The organism is Paraburkholderia lebeckiae, assembly GCF_014201005.1.
Taxonomy (GTDB): domain Bacteria; phylum Pseudomonadota; class Gammaproteobacteria; order Burkholderiales; family Burkholderiaceae; genus Paraburkholderia; species Paraburkholderia tuberum.
In genome coordinates, this window is the sequence record NZ_JACHDK010000003.1 from 498,616 (window position 1) to 523,772 (window position 25,157).

Genomic DNA, 25,157 nt, shown 5'->3' on the forward strand with positions numbered 1-25,157 from the left:
GATGCGATCGAGGTCGTGATGTCGTCTCCCTTGCAATTTCAGCTGCGAATCACCGCGTCGCTGGAACTCGCCAACTCGCTGCGCGCGGACCCTTCGTGCGCCGCGCATCCAGCGCTTCGTGCCATTTTGCAGACGCATCACGCAACGCTCAAATGCCAGTTCGATGCATTCGCGGACTACGTGAGCGAAGCGGAGAGAATGGGCATCGAGAACTATCCGCTCTATCACTGGACACGGCAAACCATCGAGAACCCGGAGAAGAAAGCGAAGTACCTGCAGTCGTTCACGCTCCATGTGAATGGCGACGAAGTGTATGACAAGGACGTCGCCGATGGCCTCGAGGCCGGCCTGTCGAAGCTGATCGACGCGAACGGTATTGTTCGCGTTTCGAGGTACGACACGAATCCCGCGAACAATCCGCAGCCGCCCGCCCGCGGGTGAGGCAGCCGTTTAAATTTCACTTCGAAAGCTTCGTCGTTAAGCGATGTAACATTTGACGACATGCCATAAAGTTCGTGAGACGATGCAGCTTCACTTATTTTTGTGGGAGCGCGACATGGGACTTCTGGACGAAGTGGGCAAGATTGCCGGTGCGGTTGCCGCCGTTGAAGCCGCGGAGAAAGTCGATCCCGAAGCGGGTCTGCTGACCAAAGGCTTGGCCGCTATCGCCGGTTTCGAAGGCGCTGGAAAGCTGGAAGCGCTGGTGGAAAAGAAAGAAGAAGAGAAGCAGGACGACGCCGACCACGCTCAAGCCGCGGACGATACAAGCTCCCAGACCTGAACGGACGTCAAGCGGATTGCCGGTTGCATGCGCGCGATCGAATCACGCGCTGCACCGGCAATTTGTTTTTATAGACCTTTCGATATCGAACCCTCCTTCCGCTATTCGCCCGATGTTTCATCGGGCTGTCATCGCCGTCCGGCTACGATCGTCCTTCACTTTCCGTCCGCGCTCGCCCCGCGGGGCGTTGTTTTGCGCTGGCATTCTTCCACCTGAACAACCATACCGGACATGTCGAACAGAATAATCGTCAAGACAACGCCTGCCGATGAGCACGGCGCATCGATCGTCTCGCGTCGCGGCTTTCTGAAGTTCGCCGGCGCATCGAGTCTCGCGACGGCGGCGGGCGCGCTCGCATCGACCGCGCGCGGCGCCAATAGCGGCACACCCGATGGCACGCCCGAGCAGATCCATCTGACCTGGGGCGGCGACCCGACGAGCGAGATCACCGTGTCGTGGTCGTCGCTCGCGCCCGCGGTCAATCCGCAGGTGCGCATAAGCGGCGCCAATAACGGGGACCACGCGAAACATACGGTGCACGCGGTGCAAAGCACTTACACCGACGGCGTCAACGGCGAGGTCGTATTCAACTATCACGCGCGCGTGCGCGAGTTGAAGGCCGACACGAGCTATCAGTACGAAGTGACGGCCGATAACGACGGCAACGCAGCGCAACCCTTCACCGCGAGTTTTCGTACCGCGCCGCGCGGCCGCGCGCGGTTTCGCTGGACGAGCTACGGCGATCTCGCGACGCCGAATACTAACTGGGTGCTGTCGTCGCCGCAAAGCCGCTTCGCGGTGGCGGCCGTCGAGCGCTTTCAGCCGCTGTTCCATCTGCTGAACGGGGATCTCTGCTATGCGAATCTGAATCCGACGCAGCAGCCCGAGGTGTGGCGCGACTTCGGTAACAACGCGCAGACGTCGGCGTCGAATCGGCCGTGGATGCCGTGTCCCGGCAATCACGAACTCGAATTCAACAACGGCGAGCAGGGCCTTGCGTCGTATCTGTCGCGCTACGTGCTGCCCGATAATCACACGCGTTTTCCGGGCCGCTGGTACAGCTTCCGCGTCGGCTCGGTGCTGTTCGTTTCGCTCGATGCGGACGACGTCGTCTATCAGGATGCCGCCGCTTTCGTCGCCGGGCCCGCGCCGCTGACGCCGGTCGCGAGCACCGGCAATCCGCCGATTCCGGCGGGTACGTCGCTGTATGTGCGCGGCTATAGCAATGGCGAGCAGACACGCTGGCTCGAAAAAGTGCTGCAGCATGCGTCGCACGATAACGACGTGGACTGGATCATCGTGCAGATGCATCAGGACGCACTCAGCTCGTCGAAGACCGGCAACGGTTCCGACAAGGGCATTCGCGAAGCGTGGCTGCCGCTGTTCGATCGCTATGGCGTGGATCTCGTGCTGTGCGGTCACGATCACGACTACGAGCGCAGCTATCCGGTGCGCGGTTGCAATCACAACAAGGGCACCGACATCGCGACGGGGCGCCCGGTCGATACGTTGCAGCCCAAGCCGATCATGTCGGCGGTATCGGCGGGTGCATCGACGTTCGATACGAGCCACGGCACGATCCACCTGATTCTTGGCGGCGGCGGCACGAGCGCGCCGCTCGACGTGTATGGCGTCGATACCGGCACAGGCCTGCCGCAGGCGCGCATCTTCACGAAGCCGAATCGCCCGGTGCCGTCGACGACCGCGGGCACGTTCGTGCGCGCGAGCGCCGACGCGGTCGAAGACGCGATCTGGTCCGCCCAACGCGACACCGGCACCGGTTACGGCATCGCGGTGTTCGATTACGATCCGGGGCAGCCCGGCGGCGACACCACGATCACGATGAACTACTACCATGCGCCGGGCGCGGATCAGACGCCGACACCGGAATACGATCTGTTCGAGACGATCGAATTGAAGAAGAAGCGGCGCGGGTAGAAGGATGATTTGATTCACTGATCGGCATTCGATTTCCAGGGGCCGCTCATCACGAGCGGCCCTTGTTTTTTCACGGTCACCGCAAAAAACAATCCCCCATTCATTTTGTTACACGTCTTACCGCCACGGACTGTGGTGGTTACAAAGGCCTTTCGAAAGCCCCGCTATACTCGGCGCCGTCTCACTAAAACAAAGACCCGATATGTCCAAGAAGATCATCCAGATGGTTGCCGTGGCTGCATTGAGCGCCGCGGCGTCGTTGCCGGCACTCGCCGGTGATATGAACAACATGCTCGGCGGCGCGCTCGGTGGCGTGGCCGGCGCGGCAGTCGGCGGCGCGGTGGGCGGCAGCACAGGCGCGGTGATCGGCGGCGCAGTGGGCGGCGGGGCGGGCGGCGCGGTCACGTCGAATCGCCGCGAACGCACCGGCGCGATCATCGGCGGCGCGCTCGGTGGCGGGGCGGGCACCGCGGCCGGCAACGCGATGGGCGGCCGCACCGGCGGCCTGGTTGGCGCCGCGCTCGGCGGCGGCGCGGGTTCGGCGCTCGGCGGCAACGTCTCGCGCTCGAACTCATATGCCAACGACTACTCGCGCGGCTACCAATCGGGCAAGCACCATCACAAGCATCGTCGTTACGACTGAGACGGCTTGACATCGACAGGGCCGGTGCGCGTCCGCATCACAGACGAACGCGGCGGCCCTCGTCCATCACGCATGCAGAACCAGTTTCTGAATACGCCAGTTCAGCAACTCGGCAACGAATAATACGTTTTCCGAAGGACACGCCATCTCGTGAATCCAGCCGAACTGTTTCGGCTGTTTGCCCGCTTTGCCAAGCACACCGAGCACTTTGCCGTCGAGCGTCATCTTGTAGATGCGTCCCGGAAACGCGTCGGCGCTATAGAGCACCTGATTCGGTCCCGGCGAGATGCAGATCGCCCAGGGCGAGCCCGGCGCGAACGTGCCCGCGGCGAGGTCCGCTTCGCTCGGCATGTTGCCGATCGCGGGGCGCGCGTCCGGCGGCACCGGTACGTCGATCGTGAACTGGCGCAGGAACGTGCCCTCGGTATCGAACACCTGGATGCGCCGGTTGCTGCGATCGGCCACATAAACGTGGTCGTGCGCATCGACCGCGATGCTATGCGGCGTATGGAACTGCCCCGGTCCCGTGCCGCGATCGCCCCATGACTTCAGCCAGTTGCCGTCGCGATCGACCTTCGCGACGCGCGAGTTGATGTATCCGTCGCTGATATAGGTGTTGCCCGCCTTGTCCCACGCGACGTCGGTCACCTGGCGAAAGCGTCCGGGTTCGGACGGCAGCGGCGGATTCGGATGCTTGAGCGGCGCGGTCTCTTCGTCCGATGCTTCCTGCTTGCGGCCGAACACCATCGCGACGCGTCCTTCCGGCGTGAACCTGATCACCATGTCCGAGCCCTTGTCGGTGACCCAGATGTTGTCGTGCCGGTCCACCTTCACCGTGTGCGCGAACGACCACGCGTACAGGTTGTGGCCGATCTCGCGCACGAAGCGTCCATCGGGCGCGAACTCGAGCAGTTGCGCGGCGGCCGCGCCATATGCGGGGCCGGTGGTGTTGCCGCGCGACAGCACGAAGATATGGCCATGCGAATTGAGCGCGACGCCCGAGCATTCCCCGAAGTACCTGTCGTTCGGCAAACGTACAGGGTTGGCAATCGAGTCGTAAGCAATCGTGGGCACGGCGGGTGTGTCCGCGGCGAACGCCGGCGGCATGGCCAGTCCGGCGGCGCTACCCGCAAGCAGGCTCATGAAAGTCCGGCGGCTCATCGCCCGGTGGTCGGGAACGCCGCAGCATGCGCAAAACGACTCGTAACGCTCGCTCATTCGTTGTCTCCTTTGGACCATCGCTTGAAGTGTGCAAAGGCAAGCCTAGTGCACAAAACGTTTAATGGCTAAATCGTTTTGGCGATGCTGAAAGAGATAGTTGCCGTCATGCGCGATCACGTGCCAGTGGCGGCAGATGCTGTCCAAGTCGCGGCGCGCGGCGGCGCGGTACCGCTCGGCATCGCGAGCCAGCCCGCTTTGCTACTATGTAAGACCGCGACTGCTTAGGTCCGCTTTAGTCCCGCGTTGGTCCATCACACAAGGAGATTCGAATGAGCAAAGGTTATTGGGTGTCGTCGTACCGCAAGACGAACGATCCGCAGAAACTGGCCGCGTACGCGCAACTGGCCCCAGCCGCGGTGGCGGCGGCGGGCGGCAAGTTCCTCGTGCGAGGTGTGGCGGACGAGGCGCGCGAGCAGGGCCTCAAGGAGCGCACGGTCGTGATCGAGTTCCCGACGTACGAGGCGGCCGTCGCCGCTTACGAAAGCGAGGAGTACAAGAAGGCGCTGGCCGCATTGGGCGATGGCGTCGAACGCGATCTGCGCATCGTGCGCGGCACCGACTGACGCACGACCCGCAAGCGAACACTGCGCGGCAAGTAAGTGCCGCGCAGTTACTCACTTCACCGCGCCGAGCGCGAGCCCCTTCACCATATATCGCTGCAACCACGCAAACACGATCGAAACCGGCAACGTCGCGCACAAGGTCGCGGCCATCACCAGATGCCATTCGACCACGTACTTGCCCGCGACCATATCGGTCACCTGCACGGTCAGCGTCTTGTTTTCCGGCGAGCGGATCAGCGTATAGACGACCGCGAACTCGTTCCACGCATTGATGAACGTGAAGATGGCGGTCACGACGATCGCCGGCACCGCGAGCGGCAGAAACACCTTGAACACCGCGCGCGTGCGGCTGCAGCCTTCGAGCCACGCGGATTCCTCGAGATCCTGCGGCACGGTCTGAAAGTACGACGACAGCATCCACACCGCGAACGCGATATTGAACGCCGCGTACGACACGATCACGCCGATCCTCGAATCGACCAGGTTGCCGTCGCCCCACGGAATCATCGCCGCGAGCCGGAATAGGCCGACCACCAGCAGGATCGGCGACAGCATCTGCGTGACGAGCAGGAACTGCCGATACAGGCCGCGTCCGCGAAATGGGAAGCGCGCGAGCGCGTAAGCGGCGGGCAGGCTCACCGCGAGTGCGAGCGCGGTAGACAGGAAACTGATGATCGTGCTGTTGCGCAGCGCGACGCCGAAGTTGGCCGCGTCCCACATGTCGATGAAATTGCGCCACTGCCACTGCACCGGCAGCCAGCGCGCCGGATAGACGAAGATCTCCGAGGCCGGTTTGACCGCGGTGAAAAACATCACCGCGAACGGAAACAGTATGACGATCACGAGCGGCGTCAGGGCGATCCAGCACCACAGCGAGCGTTTCGTCTTTGCGCTCAGACTCATGATGGCACTCCTTCTTTCGCGCGTTGCAGACGTAGATAAGCGATCGAGAACACGAACAGCATCACGAGCATGATCAGCGAAACAGCGGCCGCTTCGCCGGGCCGTCCGAGCCGGAAGCCGAGTTCGTACAGGTAAGTGACGAGGATGTGCGTGCTGTTGTCGGGGCCGCCTTGCGTCATCACCCAGATGATCGGAAACGAGTTGAACACGTAGATCACGTTCAGCAGGATCGCCATGTTGATGAACGGGCGCAGCAGCGGCATCGTCAATTGCCGGAACTGCTGCCAGGCGCTCGCGCCGTCGATACGCGCGGCTTCGTAGATATCGCTTGGGACCGAAGACAGGCCGCCAAGAAAAATCGTCACCGTGAATGGAATCGACACCAGAATGCCGACCGCGATTTCGACGGGGAACGCGAACTCGGGCGTCGCGAGCCAGTGAATCGGCCCGCCGATCAGGCCGAGCCGCTGCAGCGTGACATTGACCATGCCGTAGTCGTCGTTGAAGGCCCAGCGCCAGACGACGGCGGTCATCGTCAAAGAGACGGACCACGGCAGCATCACGATCGTGCGCGCCACGCCGCGACCGTGAAAGTCCTGATTCAGAATCAGTGCGACAGGTACCGAGATCAGCACCGTGCCGCCCACCACGCACACGGTCCAGATGATCGTGCGGCGTACCGAAGCGAGAAACACCGGGTCCTGAAACACGTTGATGAAGTTCTGCGCGCCGGTGAAGTCGCGGATCGCGCCGAAGCGCGATACCTCATGCAGCGATTGCCACACGATGTTGAAAATCGGATAGCTGATGATGAACAGCGCGAGCACGAGGCTCGGCGCAATCAGCAACCAGGGCGCCTGCGCGCGCGAAGAAACGGAACGGCTCATGCGTGCTCGATCGTAAGACGCGCCCGCTCTCTGGCGGCGGGCACGACGGAATGGGCCGGAGGGTGCATCGTGCTGCATAGGCTCGAATGTGGGAGTGGCGCGGCGCAACGCGCGGCGCTTTAGCTACGGCGCCGCGCGTCCGCTGTTCGTCTCGTTACTGTCAAAAGCCGCGTATCAGTGACCGAGCGACTTGTTCGCCTGCGCAGCGGCCGCATTCAACGCTTCCGCCGGTTGCGCCTTGTTCAGGTAGATCGCCTGCATCCCGTCGGTCACGGCCTTCGCGGTGTCTTCCCAGCCGGTCACGGTCGGCGCGAAGTGAGCCGTGGGCAGCAGCGCGATGAATGCCTTGACGTCCGGATCGTTGAACGCCGGGTCAGCCGCTTCTGCCTTCGTGGTCGGCAGGAAGCCTTCGGTCGTCGTGAACTCGACGCGCGGTTCCTTCGTGAACAGGTAGTCGAGGAACTTCCACGCGGTCTTCTTCGCCTTCGAGTTCTTGAACATCACGATCGAGTCGGTGACCGCGTAGGTGGCGTGCGTCGTGCCCATCGGCACCGGATCGATACCGTACTTCAGGTTCGGCGCTTCCTTCTTGATCTGCTTGGCGAGGAACGGCGCGGAGATCACCATCGCGACGCGGCCCTGCTTGAACAGGTTCTGCACGTCTTCGCGGCTATAGCCGGTGACGCCCGGTTGCGTGAGACCCTGGTCGATCATCTGCTTGTACATCGTCGCGGCCTTCACGCCCGCCGGCGAATTGAACGCGGCCTTGCCGTCCTTGCCGACCACGTCGCCGCCCATCGTCCACAGCGCGTAGTAATAGTAGACGTCGGTTTCGATTTCCTTGCCTTGCAGGCCGAAGCCGGCGATGCCTTGCGCCTTCAGCTTCTTCGATGCATCGATCACTTCATTCCAGGTCTTCGGGCCGTCGGGGTAGCCGACCTTCGCGAGCAGATCCTTGTTGTAGTAGAGCGCGCGCGCGGAAGCGGCGATCGGCAGGCCGTAGGTCTTGCCGTTGATCTGGCCAGGCGCGAGGAACGGACCGATGAAACGTGCCTTGAAGTTCGCGTCCATATAGCCGTCGAGCGGCTCGGCGACGTCGTCCTTCACGAAGTCGAGGAGCCAGCGCGTGCCGACGATCGCGAGGTCCGCGTTGGCGCCGCCGGAGATGTCCGTTTGCAGCTTCTGTTGCAGCGTGTCCCAGTTCACGTCTTCGATCTTGATGGTCGTGCCGGGATTGGCCTTCTCGAAGTTGCGGGCCATTTTCTCGAAGTACGGCGCGGTCGCGTCGCTGTAGTGAGCGACCGTCACGCGGACCGTCTCGGCATGGGCCGAGACGGCGATACCTGCAAACGCGAGCGCCACGGCGACTTTGCCTAGCGCGAGGGAAGCACGGGCATGCAACGACATTTTTCTCTCTCCTGTGGGTGGTTTGCTGCCGTCGCCGGCCGCCTTGGGTAAATTGTTTGAAAAAATCCTACATGACGCAAAATAGCTTGTCACGTAGGGTCTGCGATATTTTTTCTCTGGCTGTTTTGTGCATAAGATGCTGTAAAGCATAGGGTATTCTGCACTGCGGGACGGGATCCGAAACCCACTCTTCGGGATGGCCGGCAGTCGTCGCGGGTTGCATATGTAGGAAATTTACAGCGTTGCGCGTAGCACGAGCCGGGTGGCGGACGGCGCCGGCAAGACGGCCGAAACGGCCAGGCCAACGAGCGAGGAACACATGGATCGTGTCGTATTGGTAACGGGCGCATGCGGCGGTATCGGCAGCGTGTTATGCGAGCGCTTCGTCGAGGCGGGTGACACCGTGCTCGCGCTCGACATCGACGCGACCGCGCTGCAGTCGTTGAGCGCGCGACTCGGCGCACAACGGGGCGCGCAACAGGGCGCGGACCAGGTCGTGCCGGTCGCGGTCGATCTCGGCGACGCCGCTGCGGTGCAGCACGCGGTGGCCGCGGCGGTCGCGCAGCGTGGACCGGTCGACGTGCTGGTCGCGAACGCGGGCGCGGCGCTCGGCGCGTCGCTCGCGACCACCGACGCCGCGAGCTGGCAGCGCGACATCCATCTGAATCTTAACGGCACGTATCACACGGTGGAGGCGGTGCGCGCGTCGATGATCGAACGGCAGCGCGGCGCGCTCGTGCTGATCGGCTCGGTGAACGGTCTCGCCGCGCTCGGTCATCCGGCATATAGCGCCGCGAAGGCCGGCCTGATCAGCTATACGAAAGCGCTCGCGATCGAGCTGGGCCGCTTTGGCATTCGCGCGAACATCGTGTGTCCGGGCACTGTGAAGACGCAGGCGTGGCAGGCGCGTGTCGACAAGAATCCGCAGGTGTTCGAGGAACTGAAGAAGTGGTACCCGTTGCGCGACTTCGCGACGCCCGACGACATCGCCGATGCGGTGTTGTTCCTCGCATCGCCGCAAGCGCGCGTGATCACCGGCGTCGCGTTGCCGGTCGACGGCGGCTTGATGGCGGGCAACCGCTTGATGGCGCAGGAGCTGACGCTCGAGTCGTTCTGAGCCGCGCGCGACGCGTGCAGTACGACACCGGCAATACAACATCGGCAATACAACACACAGCAAGACAATGAGGACAGCATGGCAGCAGTGCAACTGAGCGGCATCTTCAAACGCTATGGCGACACCCAGGTCGTGCACGGCATCGATCTCGACATCGACGACGGCGAGTTCGTCGTGCTGGTTGGTCCGTCGGGCTGCGGCAAGAGCACGCTGATGCGGATGGTGGCCGGGCTCGAGGAAATCAGCGGCGGCGATCTGATGATCGGCGGCACGCGCGCGAATACGCTCGCGCCGCAGCAGCGCAACATCTCGATGGTGTTCCAGAGCTACGCGCTGTATCCGCATCTGTCGGTGTATGAAAACATTGCGTTCGGTCCGAGAATCCGCAAAGAATCCTCGGAGAAATTCAAGCCGCGCATCGATGCGGCCGCGAAGATGCTGAACCTCAGCGGCTATCTGGACCGCTTGCCGCGCGCATTGTCGGGCGGTCAGCGGCAACGCGTGGCGATGGGCCGCGCGGTGGTGCGCGAGCCGTCGCTGTTCCTGTTCGACGAACCGCTGTCGAATCTCGACGCAAAGCTGCGCGTGCAGATGCGCACCGAAATCAAGGCGCTGCATCAGCGCTTGAAGAACACGGTGATCTACGTCACCCACGATCAGATCGAAGCGATGACGATGGCCGATCGCATCGTCGTGATGAACGCGGGACGTATCGAGCAGATCGGCCGTCCGCTCGAACTCTATGACCGGCCCGCGAATCTCTTCGTCGCGAGCTTCCTCGGCTCGCCGTCGATGAATTTCGCCGAGGGCGTGATCGTCAATCGCACGCAGGGTGCGGGCCTCGCGTTGAAGCTCGCGGACGGCAGCGAGGTCGCGCTCGAACGCACGCCTGCGTCGGCCGTGGTCGGTGCGAAGGTCACGCTCGGCGTGCGGCCCGAGCACGTCGAGATCACGACGCAGATACCGGATGCCGCGCTCGACGTCGAAGTGATCGAGCCAACTGGCGCCGAAACGCACTTGTACGGGAAAATTGGCGGCGCTTCGTGGTGCGTGACCACGCGCGAGCGCTCGAAGATCGAGCCCGGTCAGCGTGTCGCGCTGCGTCTGCCGGCCGAACACATCCATCTGTTCGATACGGAGAGTGGACGCAGGCTGGTCTGAACCGCGTGCGGCTTGAACTTCGATCAGGCCGATTGAAGCCGAAGAAGCTGCGAGCGACGCGGATCCATATGAAACAGCCCCTAAGGAACACCGGGTGTCCGCACCGAACTTGATTCCCCACATCCGCAACGCACTCGCGAGTCTGCGGCCCGCCGAGCGCAAGGTCGCCGACATGGTGCTCGCCGACGTCGACTTCGCGATGCGCGCGAGCATCACCGAACTCGCGCAGCGCGCCGAAGTGTCCGAGCCTTCCGTCACGCGTTTTTGCCGCGCGATCGGTGCGCACGGTCTGCGCGACTTCAAGATGCAGCTCGCGCAGAGCGTCGCGGGGGGGCTGCCGTATGCATCGACCGCGGTCGCGCGCGACGACGACGTGCAGACCTTGATGGACAAGGTCGGCGAAGCGGCGATCGACGGCATCACGCATGCGCGCGGCGCGCTCGATCCTGCCGTGGTCGAAAGCGCGATCGCGGCGCTTTCGAGCGCCCGGCGCGTGTTTTTCTTCGGCGTGGGCTCAGGCTCGGGGCTCGTCGCGCAGGACGCGGCGCTGCGTTTTTTGCGCATCGACATCGCGGCGGCCGCGTTTACCGATGGTCATTTGCAGCGTCTATACGCGGGTCTGATGGAGCCGGGCGACGTCGCGTTTGCGATCTCGCATTCGGGGCGCAGCGTCGAAGTGAATGAAAGCATCCAGATCGCGAAGGAGCGCGGCGCGACGACGATCGCGCTGACCAACGTCGGCTCGCGACTCGCATGGCTCGTCGATATTCCGCTGCTGCTGCGCGTGGCGAGCCCGATCGATCCGAACACGCCGGGCGTCTCGCGGCTCGTGCATCTGTGCATCATGGATGCGCTCGCGATCGGCGTCGCGCTGAAGGCCGGGCCCGAGACGCTGGAAAAGATGCGCCACGCGAAGGCGCGGCTCGTGCCGCATGAGCCAGAAGGGGCGGGCGGGTAAGGCGCGCACGTTCCGCGACTTGCGTCGTCGCTCCAGGTAGAATCGGCTCGCAGCGTTCCCGTTCACGTCCGTCCGCCCATGTCCTCCCGTTCCGCCGACACCGCATTACACGCCCCATCAATGACCACCGCCGAACGTGTGCCGACCCTGCTGCTGGCCGCCGCGCTATCGCTCGGCAGCGCGACAGCGCTCGGCTTCGCGCGCTTCGCGTACGCGCTGCTGTTGCCGTCGATGAAACTCGACCTCGGCTGGAGCTTCGCGCAGGCCGGCGCGATGAACACCGCCAACGCGCTCGGCTATCTGCTCGGCGCGCTCGTGTTTCCGCGCCTCGCGCGCCGCTGGTCGGCCGGCGCGCTGTTCGCGGCCGGTTGCGTGCTGACCGTGCTGCTGATGGCCGGCAGCGGCCTCACCGCCAGCACGCATGCGCTGCTGGGGCTGCGCGTGATCACCGGTGCGAGCAGCGCGGCGATCTTCATCGGCGGCGGCGTGCTTGCGGCGCGGCTCGCGTCGGCGCGACCGCGCGACGCGGGGCTCGTGCTCGGTCTGTATTACGGCGGTACGGGCTGGGGGATCGTCGCGTCGTCGGTGCTGGTGCCGGTGACGATCCTTGATGCCGCCCACGGCTGGCAATTCGCGTGGTTCGCGCTCGCGGCGGCCTGCGCGCTGTTCGCCGCGGTCGCGATCGGCGCGTCGCGCAGGATCGAGCGCGCGCACACGAGCGCGGCGGCTGCGGCGCATGCAACCGGCGCCAATCCCGCCCCGGGCTGGCCGCACTTCGCGGCCGCGCTCGCGGGCTACGGACTGTTCGGCATCGGCTATATCGGCTACATGACGTTCATCGTCGCGCTGCTGCGTAACGCCGGCATGAGCGCGGCGGTCGTCACCGGTTTCTATCTACTGCTCGGCGCGGCGACCGTGGTGTCGGCGCGGATCTGGTCGACGCTGCTCGATCGCATGCGCGGGGGCCGGGCGCTCGCCCTGCTCAACGCGCTGCTGGCGATCGCGACGCTGCTGCCCGCGCTCTTCACGCAGCCGTGGGTCGCGTTCGTTTCGGGCGCGCTGTTCGGCGCGACGTTCCTGTCGGCGGTCGCGTCGACGACCGCGTTCGTGCGCCACAATCTTCCCGCGAGCCACTGGGCGAAGGGCATCAGCGCCTTCACGATCGTGTTCGCGTTCGGGCAGATCGTCGGGCCGGTCGTGATCGGCTGGGTGTCGGATGGCGCCGGGCTCGCGCGCGGGCTCGTGTATTCGGCGCTGCTGCTGGCGGCCGGCGCGGTACTCGCGGCGTGTCAGAAGGCGTTGCGCGCGACGTGAGTCGCTTTATGCATGCTTCGTACTCAGCGATACGTCCAGCACCGATGCGCGACGAACGTGAGCGGCGGCACCACGCACACGACTAGCGCGATGCCGAGCGCGGGTGGCCCGCCCGCAAGCTGTCCGATACGCTGCGCACGCGCCGCCGGATGCGCGCCGAGGAGCGGGCCGCGAAGATCGCGCTGAAATTGCTGTTTCCGTTGATGTTCTGCATTTTTCCGGCGCTGCTCGTCGTGCTGATGGGGCCCGCGATGAATCATGTCTATCGCGATCTGCTGCCGAGCATGGCGGGCGGCACATGACCACGCATTTCGTCGCGAGCGGATCGACATGAAACGCACGAGACAACGTGGCGCGGCAGCGGTGCTGATTCCGCAAACCGCGAGGTGAAGCGCGCAGGACCTGTTAGGGATTGTCGCGCGTCTCGGCCGTGCGTCTGCCCTGGAAGACCGGCAGCCGCCAGCCGTAGCGCAGCGACGCGAGCCGCACCAACACGCAAGCCAACGTCGCGAACCACGGCGTCCACCAGTCCGTCCAGCCCGCGTACGAAAAACCGACCTGCACCGCCGCGCCGAACAGCGCGGCCGACGCATAGATTTCGCGCTCGAGAATCGCGGGTACGCGCGAGAGCACGACGTCGCGCATCACTCCGCCGCCCACCGCGCTGACGACGCCGAGCAGAATCGCGAGTTCGGCATTGTGGCCGTACGCGATCGCTTTCTGCGCGCCCGACACCGCGAACAGACCGAGCCCGATCGCGTCGAAGAACAGCACCGGCTGACGCAGCCGGCGCACCTGCGGATACGCGAGAATCGTCACCGCCGACGCGGCGAGCGCGGTGGCCAGATAGCGCCAGTTCGACAGCCCGGCCGGTGGGATCGCGCCGATGCACACGTCGCGCACGATGCCGCCGCCGCACGCGACCATGAAGGCGATCACGACGATGCCGAACAGGTCGAGCCGTCGTTGACGCGCGGCGACCGCGCCGCTGATCGCGAACACGAAGGTGCCGATCAGATCGAGAATGGTATAGACGGCGTGTGAATTCACTGAATGGTTTCAACCTGGTCGGCGACGATGCCTGCGGTGCGCGGCGCCTGCATCGACAGTTCGGCGTGTGCGTACAGGTCTTTGTAGATCGCTTCGATCAGCTTCGACATGGAGGGCTCCTTGTTGGCGTGGACACCACGGAAGGCGGCGGAACGCGGACCGTCTGTCAGGATCTCGCAGACCCGCTTTCGAGCAGGCTGTGTGAAAGCTTACAAAGCAGACGTTCGAGCGTTTTGCGTTCGTTCGCGCTGAGCGCCTTGGCGAGCTCGACCTCGAGCTCGGTGCCCACCGCTTCGGACGCCTGCGCGACCTCGAGGCCGTGCGCGGTGGCGCGTAACGCGATGCTACGACGATCCGACGCATGCATGTTGCGCGTAATCAGGCCGCGGGTTTGAAGCTCGGCGAGGACTTTGGAAAGCAGCGTCTTTTCGATCAGCGCGCGCTGCGAAACGGCCTTGGGCGTGATGTCGGGCTCCGCGCAGACGAGGCGCAGCACGCGCAGCGCACGCACGTCGAGATCCCAGCGCTCGCGATAGACCATGTTCGCGCGATTGATCAGCAATGCGCTGGTCAGATCGAGCCTGAAAGTCAGGAAGTCCGAGTACAAGAATTTGCTCCGCTGTCGGTCGTCATACGTGGTGCCGGCATTATAGGCAAGTAGTTGAAATTTTCAAATACTTGCGCGGAGCGCACTGCCAGCGCAGTCAAAGCTGTTTGCAATAGAACGTCGTGGCGCAAAACGCACCGTCGGGCATCAGCGCGTAATTCGGTACGCTGCCGACGCGTTGCCAGCCGGCGCGCTGATAGAGTCGCTCGGCATCGCCACCGGTTACGGTGTCGAGCACGAGAACCGACTTTCTCTCTTCCCGCGCGATGCGATCGAGTTCGCTCATCAGAGCGTGCGCGACGCCGCGCCGGCGGGCTTTTCTGTGCACGAGCATCTTCGCGACGTCGGCGCGATGTGGCTGATTTTCGGGTTGCGCGGTAATCAGCTGCACGGTGCCCACGATATCGCCGCTGTGATCTTCGGCTATCAGCAACACGCGCTCGCCACGCGCGACGCTCTCCACGACGCTGCGCCAGAACGCGAGCGCCGTGTTACGCGAGATCGGCAGCATGAAGCTGACCGATGCTCCGCCTTCCACGCAGTCGATCAGCACGTCGGCGAGCGCTTCGACGCAGGCCGAAGCTTCGTTCGCGCCGACGCGCCGTATGGTCATGGTATCGCTCATCCGTTTCTCCGTTCGTTGACTGGCGATGTGGTCAGCGCGACGAGATAGCGCGCGCGTTTGCGAGTGGGATTACGGAACACGATCGGGCTGTCGAGCCGCATCGCCAGGCAGTCGCCGGTCTTGAGCCGCCAGCTGGTGTCGCCGACCGTGATTTCCATCGACCCGTCGAGCATCCACACCTGTTGATGAATGTCCGCGTCGCGCGCGCCGGTTTCGTAACTGACGCGCTGACCGGCGGGAAAGTTGACCTCGACCAACTGGATCGCCGAGCGCGCGGTCGGCGACAGATGACGTCGCACATACCCCGAGCTCGGATCGGTCCACACCGCCTGCTCGCTCGCGCGACTGACCGGCGATGGCTCGGCAGCCGGCGCGCCATCCTGCTCGAATAGCGACGCGAGCGGCACGTTCAACGCGGTCGCGAGTTTGTCGAGCACGGTCGCGGTAGGGCTGCTCTGACCGCGCTCGATCAGCGAGATATTCGAGCGGCTGACCTTGCTGCGCTCGGCCAGTGCATCGAGCGACCAATTTTGAGCGTCGCGCAGTTCTTTGATCCGGCGCGCGATCAGAGCGTTGATGTCCATGTAATCCAGTTTAAGGGATGCGGTTTCCAGTAAACTAGACGGCGGCTTTTTTGTTGTCAATGCGCAAATGCGCACTCACCACTTTGAATAAAAACCCGCACAAAATGCCGACTCTTTATTCGCTTTGATTCGATAACTTTCAATTAGCCTGTGTCGGAAAAGCCTTACGCCCCATTACGCATAAAATTACACGTATTGGTATAAATACTGATGCTGTAGTCAGACTACATTCCTACATTACTCACCACGGAGAGTCGCTACAGCCCATCCAGTTGCGCCGATTCTTCTTCCAACAGGCAAACGTTTGCAGTCATCGCTGCGTGCCTGTTTTCGCGTCCGTTTCCCATCCCCCGACGCGCTCCGTTGCCCCAGAAAAGCACAATTTCGGAGAGACACCTATGCAGAAGAAACTATGGCCGGCCGTCGCGATAGCGGCGGCCGTGAGCGCCGCTGCGCACGCCGCTGCGCCCGCGGACATTCCCACTCCCGGTCTCGACTTCGCGCCCATGTCGACGGTGCTGAACGCGTTCGCGTCGGCCGCGGCGCATCGGCGCGCGGAAACGCTCGTCAACAAAATGACGATCGACGAAAAGCTGCAGTTCATTCACTCGCAGTACGCAATGTCCGCCGTGCCGGGCGGCGGCGCGGGCTACATTCAGGGCGTGCCGCGTCTCGGCATTCCCGACCTGAACATGGTCGACTCGGCCACGGGTTCGGGCAGCACCAACCGGCCATCGACGACCTTCCCGGCGACGCTCGCGGTAGCGGCGAGCTGGGACCGCGCGCTGTCGTGGAACTTCGGCAAGCAGATCGCGATCCAGTTGCGTCAGCAGGGCTTCGGCATGGGGCTCGGCGGTGGCACCAACCTCGCGCGTGAGCCACGCGGTGGCCGGCTCTTCGAGTATCTCGGCGAAGATCCGGTGCTTGCCGGCGAGATGCTCGCCGAGCGCACCGACGGCACCCAAAGCCAGAAGGTCATCGCGACGATCAAGCACTACATGGGCAACGAGCAGGAACATAACCGCGGCGGCGGTAACAGCCAGATCGACGAGCGCACGATGCGCGAGCTCTATCTGCTGCCGTTCGAAATCGCCGCGCGCCGCGCGCAGCCCGGCAGCGTGATGTGCAGCTACAACGAGGTCAACGGCGTCCAAGCCTGCGAGAACCCGCACATTCTCAACGACGTGCTGAAGAACGACTGGCACTTCGAAGGTCAGGTGCAGTCGGACTGGGGCGCGACGCATAGCACGGCACCGGCGATCAATGCGGGTCTCGACGAGGAAGAAGACGTCGGTTCGACCGTCTATCTGACGCCCACGCTGGTCAAACAGGCGATCGCGAACGGCTCGGTGTCGACCGCGCGTCTCGACGACATGGTCGAGCGCAAGCTGTATGTGATGATCCGCACGGGCGTGATGGACGATCCGCCGAAGGGTGGCGCGACCATCGACTTCTCGGCCGCGAGAGCCTTCACGCAGTCGGTCGAAGAGCAGTCGATGGTACTGCTGAAGAACGCCAGCAATCAGTTGCCGCTCGCCGCTGGTTCGCTGTCGCGTATCGCGGTGATCGGCGGCCATGCCGACGCGGCGGTGCTGACGGGCGGCGGTTCAGGCAACACGCGCGATCCGGTGACGGGCGCGTTCGCCGGTTGCGGCGGCTTGATGTTCGGCACGGAGACGGGCTGCAGCTGGTGGACCAACCCGTGGCTGAAGCTGAATACGCCGATCGTGTCGGCAATCAAGGCGCTCGCGCCGCAGGCCACGGTGACCTTCGCCGGCAACAGCGATCAGCAGTCGCCGTTTGCCGCCTACACGCAGCAGCAGATCACCCAGGCGGCCACGCTGGCGGCCAACTCCGACGTCGCGATAGTCGTGGTCGCGCAGCCGGCCGGTGAGGACATCGGCGATCTGCCGAGCCTGGGCCTCGCGAATCCGACCAACCAGGATGCACTCGTCGAAGCGGTTGCGGCGGCCAATCCGCACACGATCGTCGTCGTCGAAAGCGGCAACCCGGTGCTGATGCCGTGGAAGGATAGCGTGTCGGCGATCATCGAAGCATGGTATCCGGGCGAAGGCGGCGGCAACGCGATTGCGAACGTGCTGTTCGGCAAGGTCAATCCTTCCGGCAAGCTGCCCGTCACGTTCCCGGTGCGCGACCAGGATACGCCGACGTGGGGCACGAATGGCGCGTTTGCGGCGAACCCGGTGTACGCCGAGAAGCTCGATATGGGCTATCGCTGGTACGACTCGCAGAACATCACGCCGATGTTCGAGTTTGGCTATGGCCTGTCGTATACGCACTTCGCGTACTCGGGTCTGTCGGTTCAGCATCTGCCGGGCGGCCTGATCGACGTGTCGTTCAACGTGCGTAACGATGGTCGCGTCGCCGGTGCGGAAGTGCCGCAGGTGTACCTCGGCGTGCCGTATCAGGGTGAACCGCCGCGGCGTCTCGTCGGCTGGGACAAGGTGGGTCTGAACCCGGGCGAATCGCGTCGTGTGCACGTTGTCGTGACGCAGCGCATGCAGAGCGTGTGGGATACGACGAGCAACCGTTGGCTCTATGTGCCGGGCAGCTCGGTGTACGTCGGCGCATCGTCGCGCGATATTCGTCTGCAGGGGCACGGCTAAATAGTGTGACGGTGTAGCGAATGCGGGCGCGCCAAGTTGCGCGCCCGCCTGTATTGCTGATTACGCTTTCAGCGTGTTCTTGTAGAACTTTCCATCCTTCATCACGATGCGCAGGTTCTGCTCCGGGTTCGCGATCAGGTCGAGATTCTCGAGCGGATTGCCGTCGACGAGCAGCAGATCGGCGTACGCACCTTTCTCCACTACACCGAGCTTGCGCGGGTACGGATTGCGGTGCCCCGACAGCGCGAGTAGTTGGCCATTGGTGCCCGTTGCGATGCTCAATGCTTCGGCTGCGCTATACCACCCCTTCATATGCGTGAGCATCGTGCCTTGCCGTGCGGCCACGGCCTGCGAAAAGATCAGGTCCGTGCCGAACGCGACCTTGATGCCATGCTTGCGCGCGAGTTTGAAAACCCTGTCGGTGCCCGCGATCACCTGAAGAAATTTTTCGCGGATCGGTGGGGCGAGCGGACCCGCGTCGTCTTCGTTGACGAACGGCTGCGTGCTCAACCACGTGCCGTTCTTCGCCATCAACGCCGCAGTCCTGTCGTCCATCAGATGACCGTGCTCGATGCACTGCACGCCTGCCGCAACGGAGCGCTGAACCGCTTCGGACGTGTACGCATGCGAGAGGATATAGGTGCCCCAATCGGCCGCTGTTTCGACGGCCGCGCGCAACTGCTTTTCGGTAAACGTGAGCATGTCGAGCGGGCTGCGCGGCGTCGATACCCCACCGGCTCCGACCAGCTTGATCTGCGTCGCGCCCTGAATGAATTGCTCGCGCACCCGCAAGCGGATTTCGTCTTCGCTGTCGGCAATCGCGAAGCCACCGTCCCGTTCCAGTTGGGTGACCTGGCTGCCGGTGCGCGGCAGATCGCTCAGCGCACGAAAATCGCCGTGACCGCCGGTGGTCGTGATCATCGCGCCGGACGGATAGATTCGCGGCCCGGAAATCATGCCGCTATCGATTGCCTGCTTCAGCGCGAATGACGGGCCGCCCGCGTCGCGTATCGTTGTGAAGCCGCGCAGTAGCGTACGTTCGGCTTCAGCGCTTGCCGCAAGATGGACGAATGCAATGTCGGATTGAAGGATGACCTGAATCGGCACTGCCGCGAGCAGCGCGTGCCAGTGCATGTCGATCATGCCGGGCATCATCACCTTGCCACCGCAATCGACGAGCGTTTTGCCGTCGATCGAAGCCGGTTGACCCTGACCCAACTGGCTGATGCTGTCACCCTCGACAACCATATGGAGACCGTCACGCAACGTCGACGATTTGCCGTCGAACAAGCGGAAGTTCGTGAACAGCACCGGCTTGGCCGGCGGTGCTGGCGGTTGGGTGGTTTGAGCATTGCCAAGACCGGGCAGAACCAGGCTCAGCATCGAAGCGGCGAGACCGGTGACGAAGCCGCGCCGCGACAGATCGGCACTGATACGGCGGTTGGCATACTGCGCTTGAGACTTGTCACAAAGACATGAAAACGACGGACTGACTGTTTTATCGCCGATGTACTTTCCTGAAGGCATAGCTCACCCGTAACGTAGATCACCGTGCATCGAAAGCCGCCATCTGACTACATTTCACACTTGGCGACGCGAAAGTCAAGCCCGCACAGATTATCGCCTGCGAACGAGGATGGCAAATTCCACGCGGCTTGATACAAGCATTGAGATTGCATCTATTAGTCGATTATGCGGTTGCAGCATGTAATTAGAAAAATATGCTTGCGACGGGCGAAAAGAACGGGCTATGCTCACGCCACGTATTCTGTAAATGAATCCCCCGAAATAAGGCGCGATTCCCTACCCTGCTTGGGAGGAAGAGACGTGCCAAACAAACGTCCCAATAAAGCGGATGCATCGGCTATTACAAACGTATCTTCTATCATCGCCATTTTCGAGCGAGGCGACCGGTCATTCTTTTAACGCCGCTGCAATTAGAAACTCAACTATTTCACAATTTCGCCGCCACTCCATGAATGCCGGGTTCGGAAAAATCGCATTCAGTCTTTTTTAATTTTTTCACGGAGAAACAGAAATGATCGATGTGTCAAAGCCGCGTATGCTCAAGGTATTGGCGGGGGCTGCCTTGTCGCTGTTTGCCGTCACCGCGATGGCCGACGATACGCTCGGTTTGTCGGAAAGCCTGTTCTCCATAGGCGCGCCGGAAGTGACGCAGGCGCCTGGCGCGAGCGCGAGCCCGTGGCGCTTTGCGGTTGGCGCAGGGGTCGTGAACATGCCGAAATTTCCGGGCGCGAGTGGCACGAAATGGGAGGTGGTGCCGTCGGTGAGCGTGAATTACGACCGCTTCTTTATCGGCGCGAATCCAGACGCGGGCTCGCTGCTATCGCTGGGCGCATATCTGTATCGTGATAGTAACTGGCGCGTCGGCGCGGCGGTGACCTACGATTTCATCGAACCGCGCAGCGAGTCCGACGACTCGCGGCTGCACGGACTCGGCGACGTCAAACGCACCGCGCACGCGGAGCTCTTCGGTATTTATACGTGGGAGTTCGTCACGGCGCGCGCGAGCGTTTTGACCGATATTGCCGGCAACGATCGCGGCACCGTCGCGACTTTCGATCTGTTGGGACGCTATCAACCCATTCCGCAACTGACGCTCAGCGCAGGCCCGGGCCTGACGTGGGGAAGCGACAAGTACAACGAAACCTATTTTGGCGTCAATTCCGGGCAGAGCGCGCGCTCGGGATTGCCGACCTACTCGGCCAGCTCCGGTTTGAACCAGTTGCGCTTCTCAGTCAACGGGGTTTACCGGATCGCGACGCGTTGGAACGTCGGCGCGAGCGTGTCGTTCGCTTGGCTGCGCGGCGACGCGACCGACAGCCCCATCACCGAAAAGACGAGTCAGATTACGTACGGCCTTTTCGCCAATTACCTCTTTTAGTCGTCCGCCAAAAACGAAGACCCGCTGCACCCGATCGCGTGGGTGTAGCGGGCTTTCCCGTTCTACGAGTCAGCAAGCACTTCGTCAATTCTTCTGCGCGAGCAGCGCCTGAATCCGGGCTTCGGTCTGCGCATAGGCGCCTTCTCCAAAGTGCGTGTAGACGATATGACCTTGCTTGTCGATCAGATAGAACGCGGGCCAGTACTGGTTGTTATAGGCATTCCAGGTCGCGTACTGGTTGTCCTGCGCAACCGGATAGCTGATACCGAGCCGTTTCAGCGCGGTCTTCACGTTGCCGGTGTCGCGTTCGAACGGATATTCCGGCGTATGCACGCCGATCACCGTGAGCCCCTGATCCTTGTACTTCTGGTTCCAGCTTTTCACGTAAGGCAGCGTGTTGGCGCAATTGATACAGCTATAGGTCCAGAAGTCGACGAGTACCACTTTGCCGCGCAATTGCTGCAATTTGAGCGGCTCGCTATTGAGCCATTGCGTGATGCCTGTGAGCTCGGGTGCGGGCGAGCCGCTTTCCTGCGGCGCGGCGATGGCGACCGTACTCGTCGCGATCAACGCGAGGGCGGCAACCGCGGTGGACAGTGCGAAGGTTTTCAAGCGGGTAGTCATGTCAAAGTCCTTTGAGTGAGGGGAAAAGACCGGCGAGCCGCGCGTACAGCAGCACGTCGTACTGCAAATAGATGGCGAGGGCGGTCAGCATCACCAGTACGCCGAATACCTGTTGCAGGCGCTCCGCGTGACGTGAGACCACACGGACATGACGCGTCACGTAATGGCCGCCGTAGATGATCGCCAGCATCGGAATCGCCGCGCCGATCGCATACAGCGTGAGCAGCAAAGCCGACCAACCGAGATCCTGAGCCTTCACGACGAGCACCAGAATCGACGCGAGCACGGGGCCGGCGCAGGGCGTCCATACCGCGCCGAGCGACATGCCGAGCACGAAGCCGCCCGCGTTGCCGCTGCCGGGTTGCGTACCTGGCGCAATAGCCGCGCCGATGCGGTCGAGCGGCCCTTGCAGTTGCGCGACGAGCCAGTCGTAAGGTCGCGGCCAGATACGCAGAAGCCCGGACAGTGCGAGCAACGCAATGCCGGTATTGCGCAGTACCTGTTGCGCGACGTGCACGGTGCTCGACACCGCGCCCAATAGCAGCGCGAAAGACGCGAAAGTCAGAATGAAGCCGGCGACGATGAACAGTGGCCGCGTGCGGCTCGGTCGTTCGACGGAAGTGCCGAGCAGGATCGGCATCACCGGCAGCACGCAGGGAGAGGCAATCGTCAGCAGCCCGGCGAGCAGGGCGAGCGGAGTTTCGAGAGTACTGTGCATGATGGGCGTTCCGTTGGCTGGGATGGCCGTATTGGAACGCCCGCACGTATCTGGTTTATGTCGGGATCAGGCGCGCTTGCAATGTAGTGTTTCTGCGTATGGCGCGGATACATTGCGACACAAATCGGTTGAGGAACCGATGCGCGCGGGGGCGAGGCGGCGGTAGCCGAACGCTGGATCAGCGCGACCTGCGCTTACGCACAGCGGTTCCCGTCGCGGCTGCGACGCTATTTGCGCTGGACGTGGAGAACATCGGCATACGCTCCTCGATCCAGCGCAGCAATTCGAGAGGTCCCGGTGCGAGCGGACGGCCGGTCTTGACGAGCACACGCGCCTGCGCGCCGGAAAACAGCGGATGCGCGATTGGTATCGTCGTCAATTCGCCGCTCGCGATTTCGCGGTAGGCAGCGAATTCGCCGATCAGCGTCATGAAGTTGTCGACCGTGACGAAGCGCTTCAATGCGCTCAGTGAGTTGGTGGTCAGCGTCGCGGGAATCGACACGTTTTCGGCGAGTTCCGTCATCTTGACGACATGACCGATCCCAAAGGTGGGTGGCATCAACGCGAGCGGCCACGCGCGCAGGTCGTCGAGCGTCGCGGGTCGTTTGCGCTTCGCGAGCGGATGGTCGCTTCTTAGCAACAACACGACCGGCTGCGGCGAACTCGCGCGATGCTCGAGGCGCGCATGAGGCGGCGGATTGTACGCAAGCCCGATATGCGCACGACTTTCGGCGACTTCTTCCTGGATCGCGTCGACCGCGAGCATATCGAGGCCGATTTCGAGTTCTGGATATTGGACACAGAATGGTGCGAGCACATCGTCGACCAGCGTATCGACGAAGCCTTCGCTGACCGCGATCCGGATCTGCCCTCGCTGCAGGCCTTTCAACACATGCAATTGATCTTCGAGCTTCTCCTGCTGCGAACGGTAGCCGCGCCAGAATTCGAGCAGATGCGTGGCCGCTTCGGTTGGCTTTACTCCGCGCGCCTGCCGCTCGAACAGCACGGTGCCGAGTTCGTCCTCGAGCAGCTTGATCTGCCGTGTGATCACAGAGGGCGACGTATTGATGCTTTCGGCGGCGCCGCGGATAGTGCCGTGCGTGAGCACTTCGTTGAAGTAGCGAAGGCGTTGCTGGTTGATCTCGCGCATGTGATTTGTCGATTGCAATTAATGTGTTGCCTACAAGGCAACGATATGTGAACTTAGTTGCTCTTGCTGATGAAGGGTTGCGGTGTCACTATCCATCTCAAGCGTCGCGACAGCGGCAAGCCAGTGGTTCAGTCGTCAAGGCATCTCCGGTTTCAGATTCGCTCTACCCGTCTCGTTCGATTCGTCTCAGATTGCCATTGAAGTCCGCTCTGCCTGCACGGCGCTCGCATGCGGCTGTGCGATATCGCGCGCCAGCGGACCCGATCAATTCCGTATCAAAGCCTTTGCGTGAAGGAGAACAACCATGTCGGATCAGATCAATAGTCGCCGCCGCTTTCTCGGAACGGCGGTTGCCGGTATCAGCCTGCTCGAATTGGGACTGAGCGGGCTTGCGCATGCGCAATCGGCCGACGCGGCCGGCAATGCCAAAGCGGGCGCGCGCGTGGCGTCGTTCGAGAACATTCGCTCGATCAATGCGGGCACGCTGAACGTCAGCTACGCGGAAGCGGGCCCGCAGAACGGACCGGTGGTCATTCTGCTGCATGGCTGGCCTTACGACATCTACAGCTTCGCCGAAGTGACGCCGTTGCTGACGGCGGCCGGTTATCGCGTGATCGTGCCTTACCTGCGCGGCTACGGCGGCACGCGTTTTCTGTCGGCGGATACGCCGCGCAACGGTCAACAGGCGGTGGTCGCGGTCGACATCATCAACCTGATGGACGCGCTGAAAATCGACAAGGCCGTGCTCGGCGGCTTCGACTGGGGCGCGCGCACGGTGAACATCGTCGCCGCGCTGTGGCCGCAACGCGTGAAGGCGATGGTGTCGGTGAGCGGCTATCTGATCGGCAGCCAGGACGCGAACCGCGCGCCGTTGCCGCCGAAGGCCGAGCTCGCGTGGTGGTATCAGTTCTATTTCGCCACGGAGCGCGGCCGCGCGGGCTATGAAGCGAACCGTCATGACTTCAACAAGCTGATCTGGCATACCGCCTCGCCGAAATGGAATTTCGACGACGCCACGTTCGAGCGCTCCGCCGAATCGTTCAATAACCCGGACCATGTTGCCGTGGTCATTCACAACTATCGCTGGCGTCTGGGACTCGCGCAGGGCGAGCCGCAATACGACGAACTCGAAAAGCGCCTCGCCACCGGACCGACGATCGCGGTGCCGACCATCACACTCGAAGGCGATGCGAACGGCGCCGCGCATCCCGAGCCCGCAGCATACGCGAAGAAGTTTACCGGCAAGTATCAGCACCGCAATATCAGCGGCGGCATCGGCCATAACCTGCCGCAGGAAGCGCCGAAAGCCTTTGCGGATGCGATTCTCGACGTCACCCGCCTTTGATCGAGCCGGCGCGCGCCGGCTTCTTCTGA

General features: G+C 63.0%; 24 protein-coding genes and 1 pseudogene. 13 read left to right on the plus strand and 12 right to left on the minus strand.

Features of this window, described 5'->3' with window-relative positions:
- Positions 1–18 precede the first annotated feature (18 nt).
- The 4 genes from HDG39_RS08845 to HDG39_RS08860 all read left to right on the plus strand — a co-directional run bounded on the left by HDG39_RS08845 (position 19) and on the right by HDG39_RS08860 (position 3,362).
- A complete protein-coding gene (locus HDG39_RS08845; protein ID WP_184005100.1) occupies positions 19–441 on the plus strand; it encodes a hypothetical protein in 423 nt (140 codons plus the stop codon).
- A 115-nt stretch (positions 442–556) separates the two neighbouring features.
- Positions 557–781, plus strand: coding sequence for a hypothetical protein (locus HDG39_RS08850; protein ID WP_184005102.1), 225 nt, complete (start codon positions 557–559; stop codon positions 779–781).
- Positions 782–1,012: 231 nt separating this feature from the next.
- Positions 1,013–2,719, plus strand: coding sequence for a fibronectin type III domain-containing protein (locus HDG39_RS08855; protein WP_184005104.1), 1,707 nt, complete (start codon positions 1,013–1,015; stop codon positions 2,717–2,719).
- Positions 2,720–2,921: 202 nt separating this feature from the next.
- Positions 2,922–3,362 (plus strand): hypothetical protein, encoded by a 441-nt coding sequence (locus HDG39_RS08860; protein WP_184005106.1) that lies wholly within the window; start codon positions 2,922–2,924, stop codon positions 3,360–3,362.
- Positions 3,363–3,428: 66 nt separating this feature from the next.
- Here HDG39_RS08860 and HDG39_RS08865 read toward each other — a convergent pair whose 3' ends face one another.
- Positions 3,429–4,580 (minus strand): peptidyl-alpha-hydroxyglycine alpha-amidating lyase family protein, encoded by a 1,152-nt coding sequence (locus tag HDG39_RS08865; protein ID WP_184005108.1) that lies wholly within the window; start codon positions 4,578–4,580, stop codon positions 3,429–3,431.
- A gap of 272 nt (positions 4,581–4,852) precedes the next feature.
- Between HDG39_RS08865 and HDG39_RS08870 the strand changes: the two genes are divergently transcribed.
- Complete coding sequence (locus tag HDG39_RS08870; protein WP_018423759.1) at positions 4,853–5,146, plus strand: DUF1330 domain-containing protein; 294 nt, start codon at positions 4,853–4,855, stop codon at positions 5,144–5,146.
- A 51-nt stretch (positions 5,147–5,197) separates the two neighbouring features.
- On the opposite strand, the gene HDG39_RS08875 is transcribed toward HDG39_RS08870, so the two are convergent.
- The 3 genes from HDG39_RS08875 to HDG39_RS08885 all read right to left on the minus strand — a co-directional run bounded on the left by HDG39_RS08875 (position 5,198) and on the right by HDG39_RS08885 (position 8,343).
- Positions 5,198–6,049 carry a carbohydrate ABC transporter permease gene (locus HDG39_RS08875; protein WP_184005110.1) on the minus strand — a complete coding sequence of 284 codons (852 nt, stop codon included), beginning with the start codon at positions 6,047–6,049 and terminating at the stop codon, positions 5,198–5,200.
- The gene (locus HDG39_RS08880) at positions 6,046–6,936 is read right to left on the minus strand and encodes a carbohydrate ABC transporter permease (RefSeq protein ID WP_018423757.1); all 891 of its coding nucleotides are present in this window, start codon (positions 6,934–6,936) and stop codon (positions 6,046–6,048) included. Before HDG39_RS08880 ends, HDG39_RS08875 begins: the two co-directional genes overlap by 4 nt.
- 174 nt (positions 6,937–7,110) lie before the next feature.
- The gene (locus HDG39_RS08885) at positions 7,111–8,343 is read right to left on the minus strand and encodes an ABC transporter substrate-binding protein (protein ID WP_184005112.1); all 1,233 of its coding nucleotides are present in this window, start codon (positions 8,341–8,343) and stop codon (positions 7,111–7,113) included.
- Positions 8,344–8,662: 319 nt separating this feature from the next.
- Between HDG39_RS08885 and HDG39_RS08890 the strand changes: the two genes are divergently transcribed.
- The 5 genes and pseudogenes from HDG39_RS08890 to HDG39_RS08910 all read left to right on the plus strand — a co-directional run.
- A complete protein-coding gene (locus HDG39_RS08890; protein WP_184005114.1) occupies positions 8,663–9,460 on the plus strand; it encodes an SDR family oxidoreductase in 798 nt (265 codons plus the stop codon).
- A gap of 78 nt (positions 9,461–9,538) precedes the next feature.
- Positions 9,539–10,621, plus strand: coding sequence for an ABC transporter ATP-binding protein (locus tag HDG39_RS08895; protein WP_184005116.1), 1,083 nt, complete (start codon positions 9,539–9,541; stop codon positions 10,619–10,621).
- A 94-nt stretch (positions 10,622–10,715) separates the two neighbouring features.
- A complete protein-coding gene (locus HDG39_RS08900) occupies positions 10,716–11,579 on the plus strand; it encodes a MurR/RpiR family transcriptional regulator (RefSeq protein ID WP_184005118.1) in 864 nt (287 codons plus the stop codon).
- Between the two features lie 78 nt (positions 11,580–11,657).
- Positions 11,658–12,893 carry a YbfB/YjiJ family MFS transporter gene (locus HDG39_RS08905; RefSeq protein ID WP_184005119.1) on the plus strand — a complete coding sequence of 412 codons (1,236 nt, stop codon included), beginning with the start codon at positions 11,658–11,660 and terminating at the stop codon, positions 12,891–12,893.
- Positions 12,894–12,994: 101 nt separating this feature from the next.
- A pseudogene (locus HDG39_RS08910) lies at positions 12,995–13,195 on the plus strand (type II secretion system F family protein); the annotation flags it as partial.
- A 103-nt stretch (positions 13,196–13,298) separates the two neighbouring features.
- On the opposite strand, the gene HDG39_RS08915 reads toward HDG39_RS08910, so the two are convergent.
- The 4 genes from HDG39_RS08915 to HDG39_RS08930 form a co-directional block, all read right to left on the minus strand.
- On the minus strand, positions 13,299–13,943 hold the full coding sequence (locus HDG39_RS08915; RefSeq protein WP_184005121.1) for a trimeric intracellular cation channel family protein: 645 nt from the start codon (positions 13,941–13,943) through the stop codon (positions 13,299–13,301).
- A gap of 166 nt (positions 13,944–14,109) precedes the next feature.
- Positions 14,110–14,550, minus strand: coding sequence for a MarR family winged helix-turn-helix transcriptional regulator (locus HDG39_RS08920; protein ID WP_184005123.1), 441 nt, complete (start codon positions 14,548–14,550; stop codon positions 14,110–14,112).
- Positions 14,551–14,647: 97 nt separating this feature from the next.
- Entirely contained in the window at positions 14,648–15,175 is a 528-nt protein-coding gene (locus HDG39_RS08925; RefSeq protein ID WP_184005125.1) for a GNAT family N-acetyltransferase, read from the minus strand.
- Positions 15,172–15,759: a helix-turn-helix domain-containing protein gene (locus HDG39_RS08930; protein ID WP_184005127.1), complete on the minus strand. Its 588-nt coding sequence runs from the start codon at positions 15,757–15,759 to the stop codon at positions 15,172–15,174. The genes HDG39_RS08925 and HDG39_RS08930 overlap by 4 nt, the downstream gene beginning before the upstream one ends.
- A 398-nt stretch (positions 15,760–16,157) precedes the next feature.
- Between HDG39_RS08930 and HDG39_RS08935 the strand changes: the two genes are divergently transcribed.
- Positions 16,158–18,386, plus strand: a complete 2,229-nt coding sequence (locus HDG39_RS08935; protein ID WP_184005129.1) for a beta-glucosidase family protein — start codon at positions 16,158–16,160, stop codon at positions 18,384–18,386.
- 60 nt (positions 18,387–18,446) lie between these two features.
- On the opposite strand, the gene HDG39_RS08940 is transcribed toward HDG39_RS08935, so the two are convergent.
- Positions 18,447–19,769: a metal-dependent hydrolase family protein gene (locus HDG39_RS08940; RefSeq protein WP_184005247.1), complete on the minus strand. Its 1,323-nt coding sequence runs from the start codon at positions 19,767–19,769 to the stop codon at positions 18,447–18,449.
- A 655-nt stretch (positions 19,770–20,424) separates the two neighbouring features.
- Here HDG39_RS08940 and HDG39_RS08945 point away from each other — a divergent pair.
- Positions 20,425–21,291, plus strand: coding sequence for a MipA/OmpV family protein (locus tag HDG39_RS08945; RefSeq protein WP_184005131.1), 867 nt, complete (start codon positions 20,425–20,427; stop codon positions 21,289–21,291).
- An 84-nt stretch (positions 21,292–21,375) separates the two neighbouring features.
- Here the strand turns inward: HDG39_RS08945 and HDG39_RS08950 are convergent, their stop codons facing one another.
- From HDG39_RS08950 to HDG39_RS08960, 3 genes are all read right to left on the minus strand, one after another.
- On the minus strand, positions 21,376–21,915 hold the full coding sequence (locus HDG39_RS08950; protein WP_184005133.1) for a thioredoxin family protein: 540 nt from the start codon (positions 21,913–21,915) through the stop codon (positions 21,376–21,378).
- 1 nt (position 21,916) lies between these two features.
- Positions 21,917–22,633 carry a cytochrome c biogenesis CcdA family protein gene (locus HDG39_RS08955; protein WP_018423741.1) on the minus strand — a complete coding sequence of 239 codons (717 nt, stop codon included), beginning with the start codon at positions 22,631–22,633 and terminating at the stop codon, positions 21,917–21,919.
- Positions 22,634–22,811: 178 nt separating this feature from the next.
- Positions 22,812–23,783, minus strand: a complete 972-nt coding sequence (locus HDG39_RS08960) for a LysR family transcriptional regulator (RefSeq protein ID WP_184005135.1) — start codon at positions 23,781–23,783, stop codon at positions 22,812–22,814.
- A gap of 304 nt (positions 23,784–24,087) precedes the next feature.
- Between HDG39_RS08960 and HDG39_RS08965 the strand changes: the two genes are divergently transcribed.
- Positions 24,088–25,128 carry an alpha/beta fold hydrolase gene (locus tag HDG39_RS08965; RefSeq protein WP_184005137.1) on the plus strand — a complete coding sequence of 347 codons (1,041 nt, stop codon included), beginning with the start codon at positions 24,088–24,090 and terminating at the stop codon, positions 25,126–25,128.
- The last annotated feature ends 29 nt before the right edge of the window (positions 25,129–25,157 follow it).

What these genes read in the sequence shown, in the direction of transcription:
- HDG39_RS08965 (WP_184005137.1), top strand. Translation starts at nt 24,088, where the DNA reads ATGTCGGATCAGATCAATAGTCGCCGCCGCTTTCTCGGAACGGCGGTT.
- HDG39_RS08950 (WP_184005133.1), bottom strand. Translation starts at nt 21,915, where the DNA reads ATGACTACCCGCTTGAAAACCTTCGCACTGTCCACCGCGGTTGCCGCC.
- HDG39_RS08860 (WP_184005106.1), top strand. Translation starts at nt 2,922, where the DNA reads ATGTCCAAGAAGATCATCCAGATGGTTGCCGTGGCTGCATTGAGCGCC.
- HDG39_RS08930 (WP_184005127.1), bottom strand. Translation starts at nt 15,759, where the DNA reads ATGGACATCAACGCTCTGATCGCGCGCCGGATCAAAGAACTGCGCGAC.
- HDG39_RS08935 (WP_184005129.1), top strand. Translation starts at nt 16,158, where the DNA reads ATGCAGAAGAAACTATGGCCGGCCGTCGCGATAGCGGCGGCCGTGAGC.
- HDG39_RS08855 (WP_184005104.1), top strand. Translation starts at nt 1,013, where the DNA reads ATGTCGAACAGAATAATCGTCAAGACAACGCCTGCCGATGAGCACGGC.
- HDG39_RS08870 (WP_018423759.1), top strand. Translation starts at nt 4,853, where the DNA reads ATGAGCAAAGGTTATTGGGTGTCGTCGTACCGCAAGACGAACGATCCG.
- HDG39_RS08885 (WP_184005112.1), bottom strand. Translation starts at nt 8,343, where the DNA reads ATGTCGTTGCATGCCCGTGCTTCCCTCGCGCTAGGCAAAGTCGCCGTG.
- HDG39_RS08845 (WP_184005100.1), top strand. Translation starts at nt 19, where the DNA reads ATGTCGTCTCCCTTGCAATTTCAGCTGCGAATCACCGCGTCGCTGGAA.
- HDG39_RS08945 (WP_184005131.1), top strand. Translation starts at nt 20,425, where the DNA reads ATGATCGATGTGTCAAAGCCGCGTATGCTCAAGGTATTGGCGGGGGCT.
- HDG39_RS08960 (WP_184005135.1), bottom strand. Translation starts at nt 23,783, where the DNA reads ATGCGCGAGATCAACCAGCAACGCCTTCGCTACTTCAACGAAGTGCTC.
- HDG39_RS08875 (WP_184005110.1), bottom strand. Translation starts at nt 6,049, where the DNA reads ATGAGTCTGAGCGCAAAGACGAAACGCTCGCTGTGGTGCTGGATCGCC.
- HDG39_RS08940 (WP_184005247.1), bottom strand. Translation starts at nt 19,769, where the DNA reads ATGCTGAGCCTGGTTCTGCCCGGTCTTGGCAATGCTCAAACCACCCAA.
- HDG39_RS08905 (WP_184005119.1), top strand. Translation starts at nt 11,658, where the DNA reads ATGTCCTCCCGTTCCGCCGACACCGCATTACACGCCCCATCAATGACC.
- HDG39_RS08895 (WP_184005116.1), top strand. Translation starts at nt 9,539, where the DNA reads ATGGCAGCAGTGCAACTGAGCGGCATCTTCAAACGCTATGGCGACACC.
- HDG39_RS08925 (WP_184005125.1), bottom strand. Translation starts at nt 15,175, where the DNA reads ATGAGCGATACCATGACCATACGGCGCGTCGGCGCGAACGAAGCTTCG.
- HDG39_RS08890 (WP_184005114.1), top strand. Translation starts at nt 8,663, where the DNA reads ATGGATCGTGTCGTATTGGTAACGGGCGCATGCGGCGGTATCGGCAGC.
- HDG39_RS08955 (WP_018423741.1), bottom strand. Translation starts at nt 22,633, where the DNA reads ATGCACAGTACTCTCGAAACTCCGCTCGCCCTGCTCGCCGGGCTGCTG.
- HDG39_RS08850 (WP_184005102.1), top strand. Translation starts at nt 557, where the DNA reads ATGGGACTTCTGGACGAAGTGGGCAAGATTGCCGGTGCGGTTGCCGCC.
- HDG39_RS08865 (WP_184005108.1), bottom strand. Translation starts at nt 4,580, where the DNA reads ATGAGCGAGCGTTACGAGTCGTTTTGCGCATGCTGCGGCGTTCCCGAC.
- HDG39_RS08880 (WP_018423757.1), bottom strand. Translation starts at nt 6,936, where the DNA reads ATGAGCCGTTCCGTTTCTTCGCGCGCGCAGGCGCCCTGGTTGCTGATT.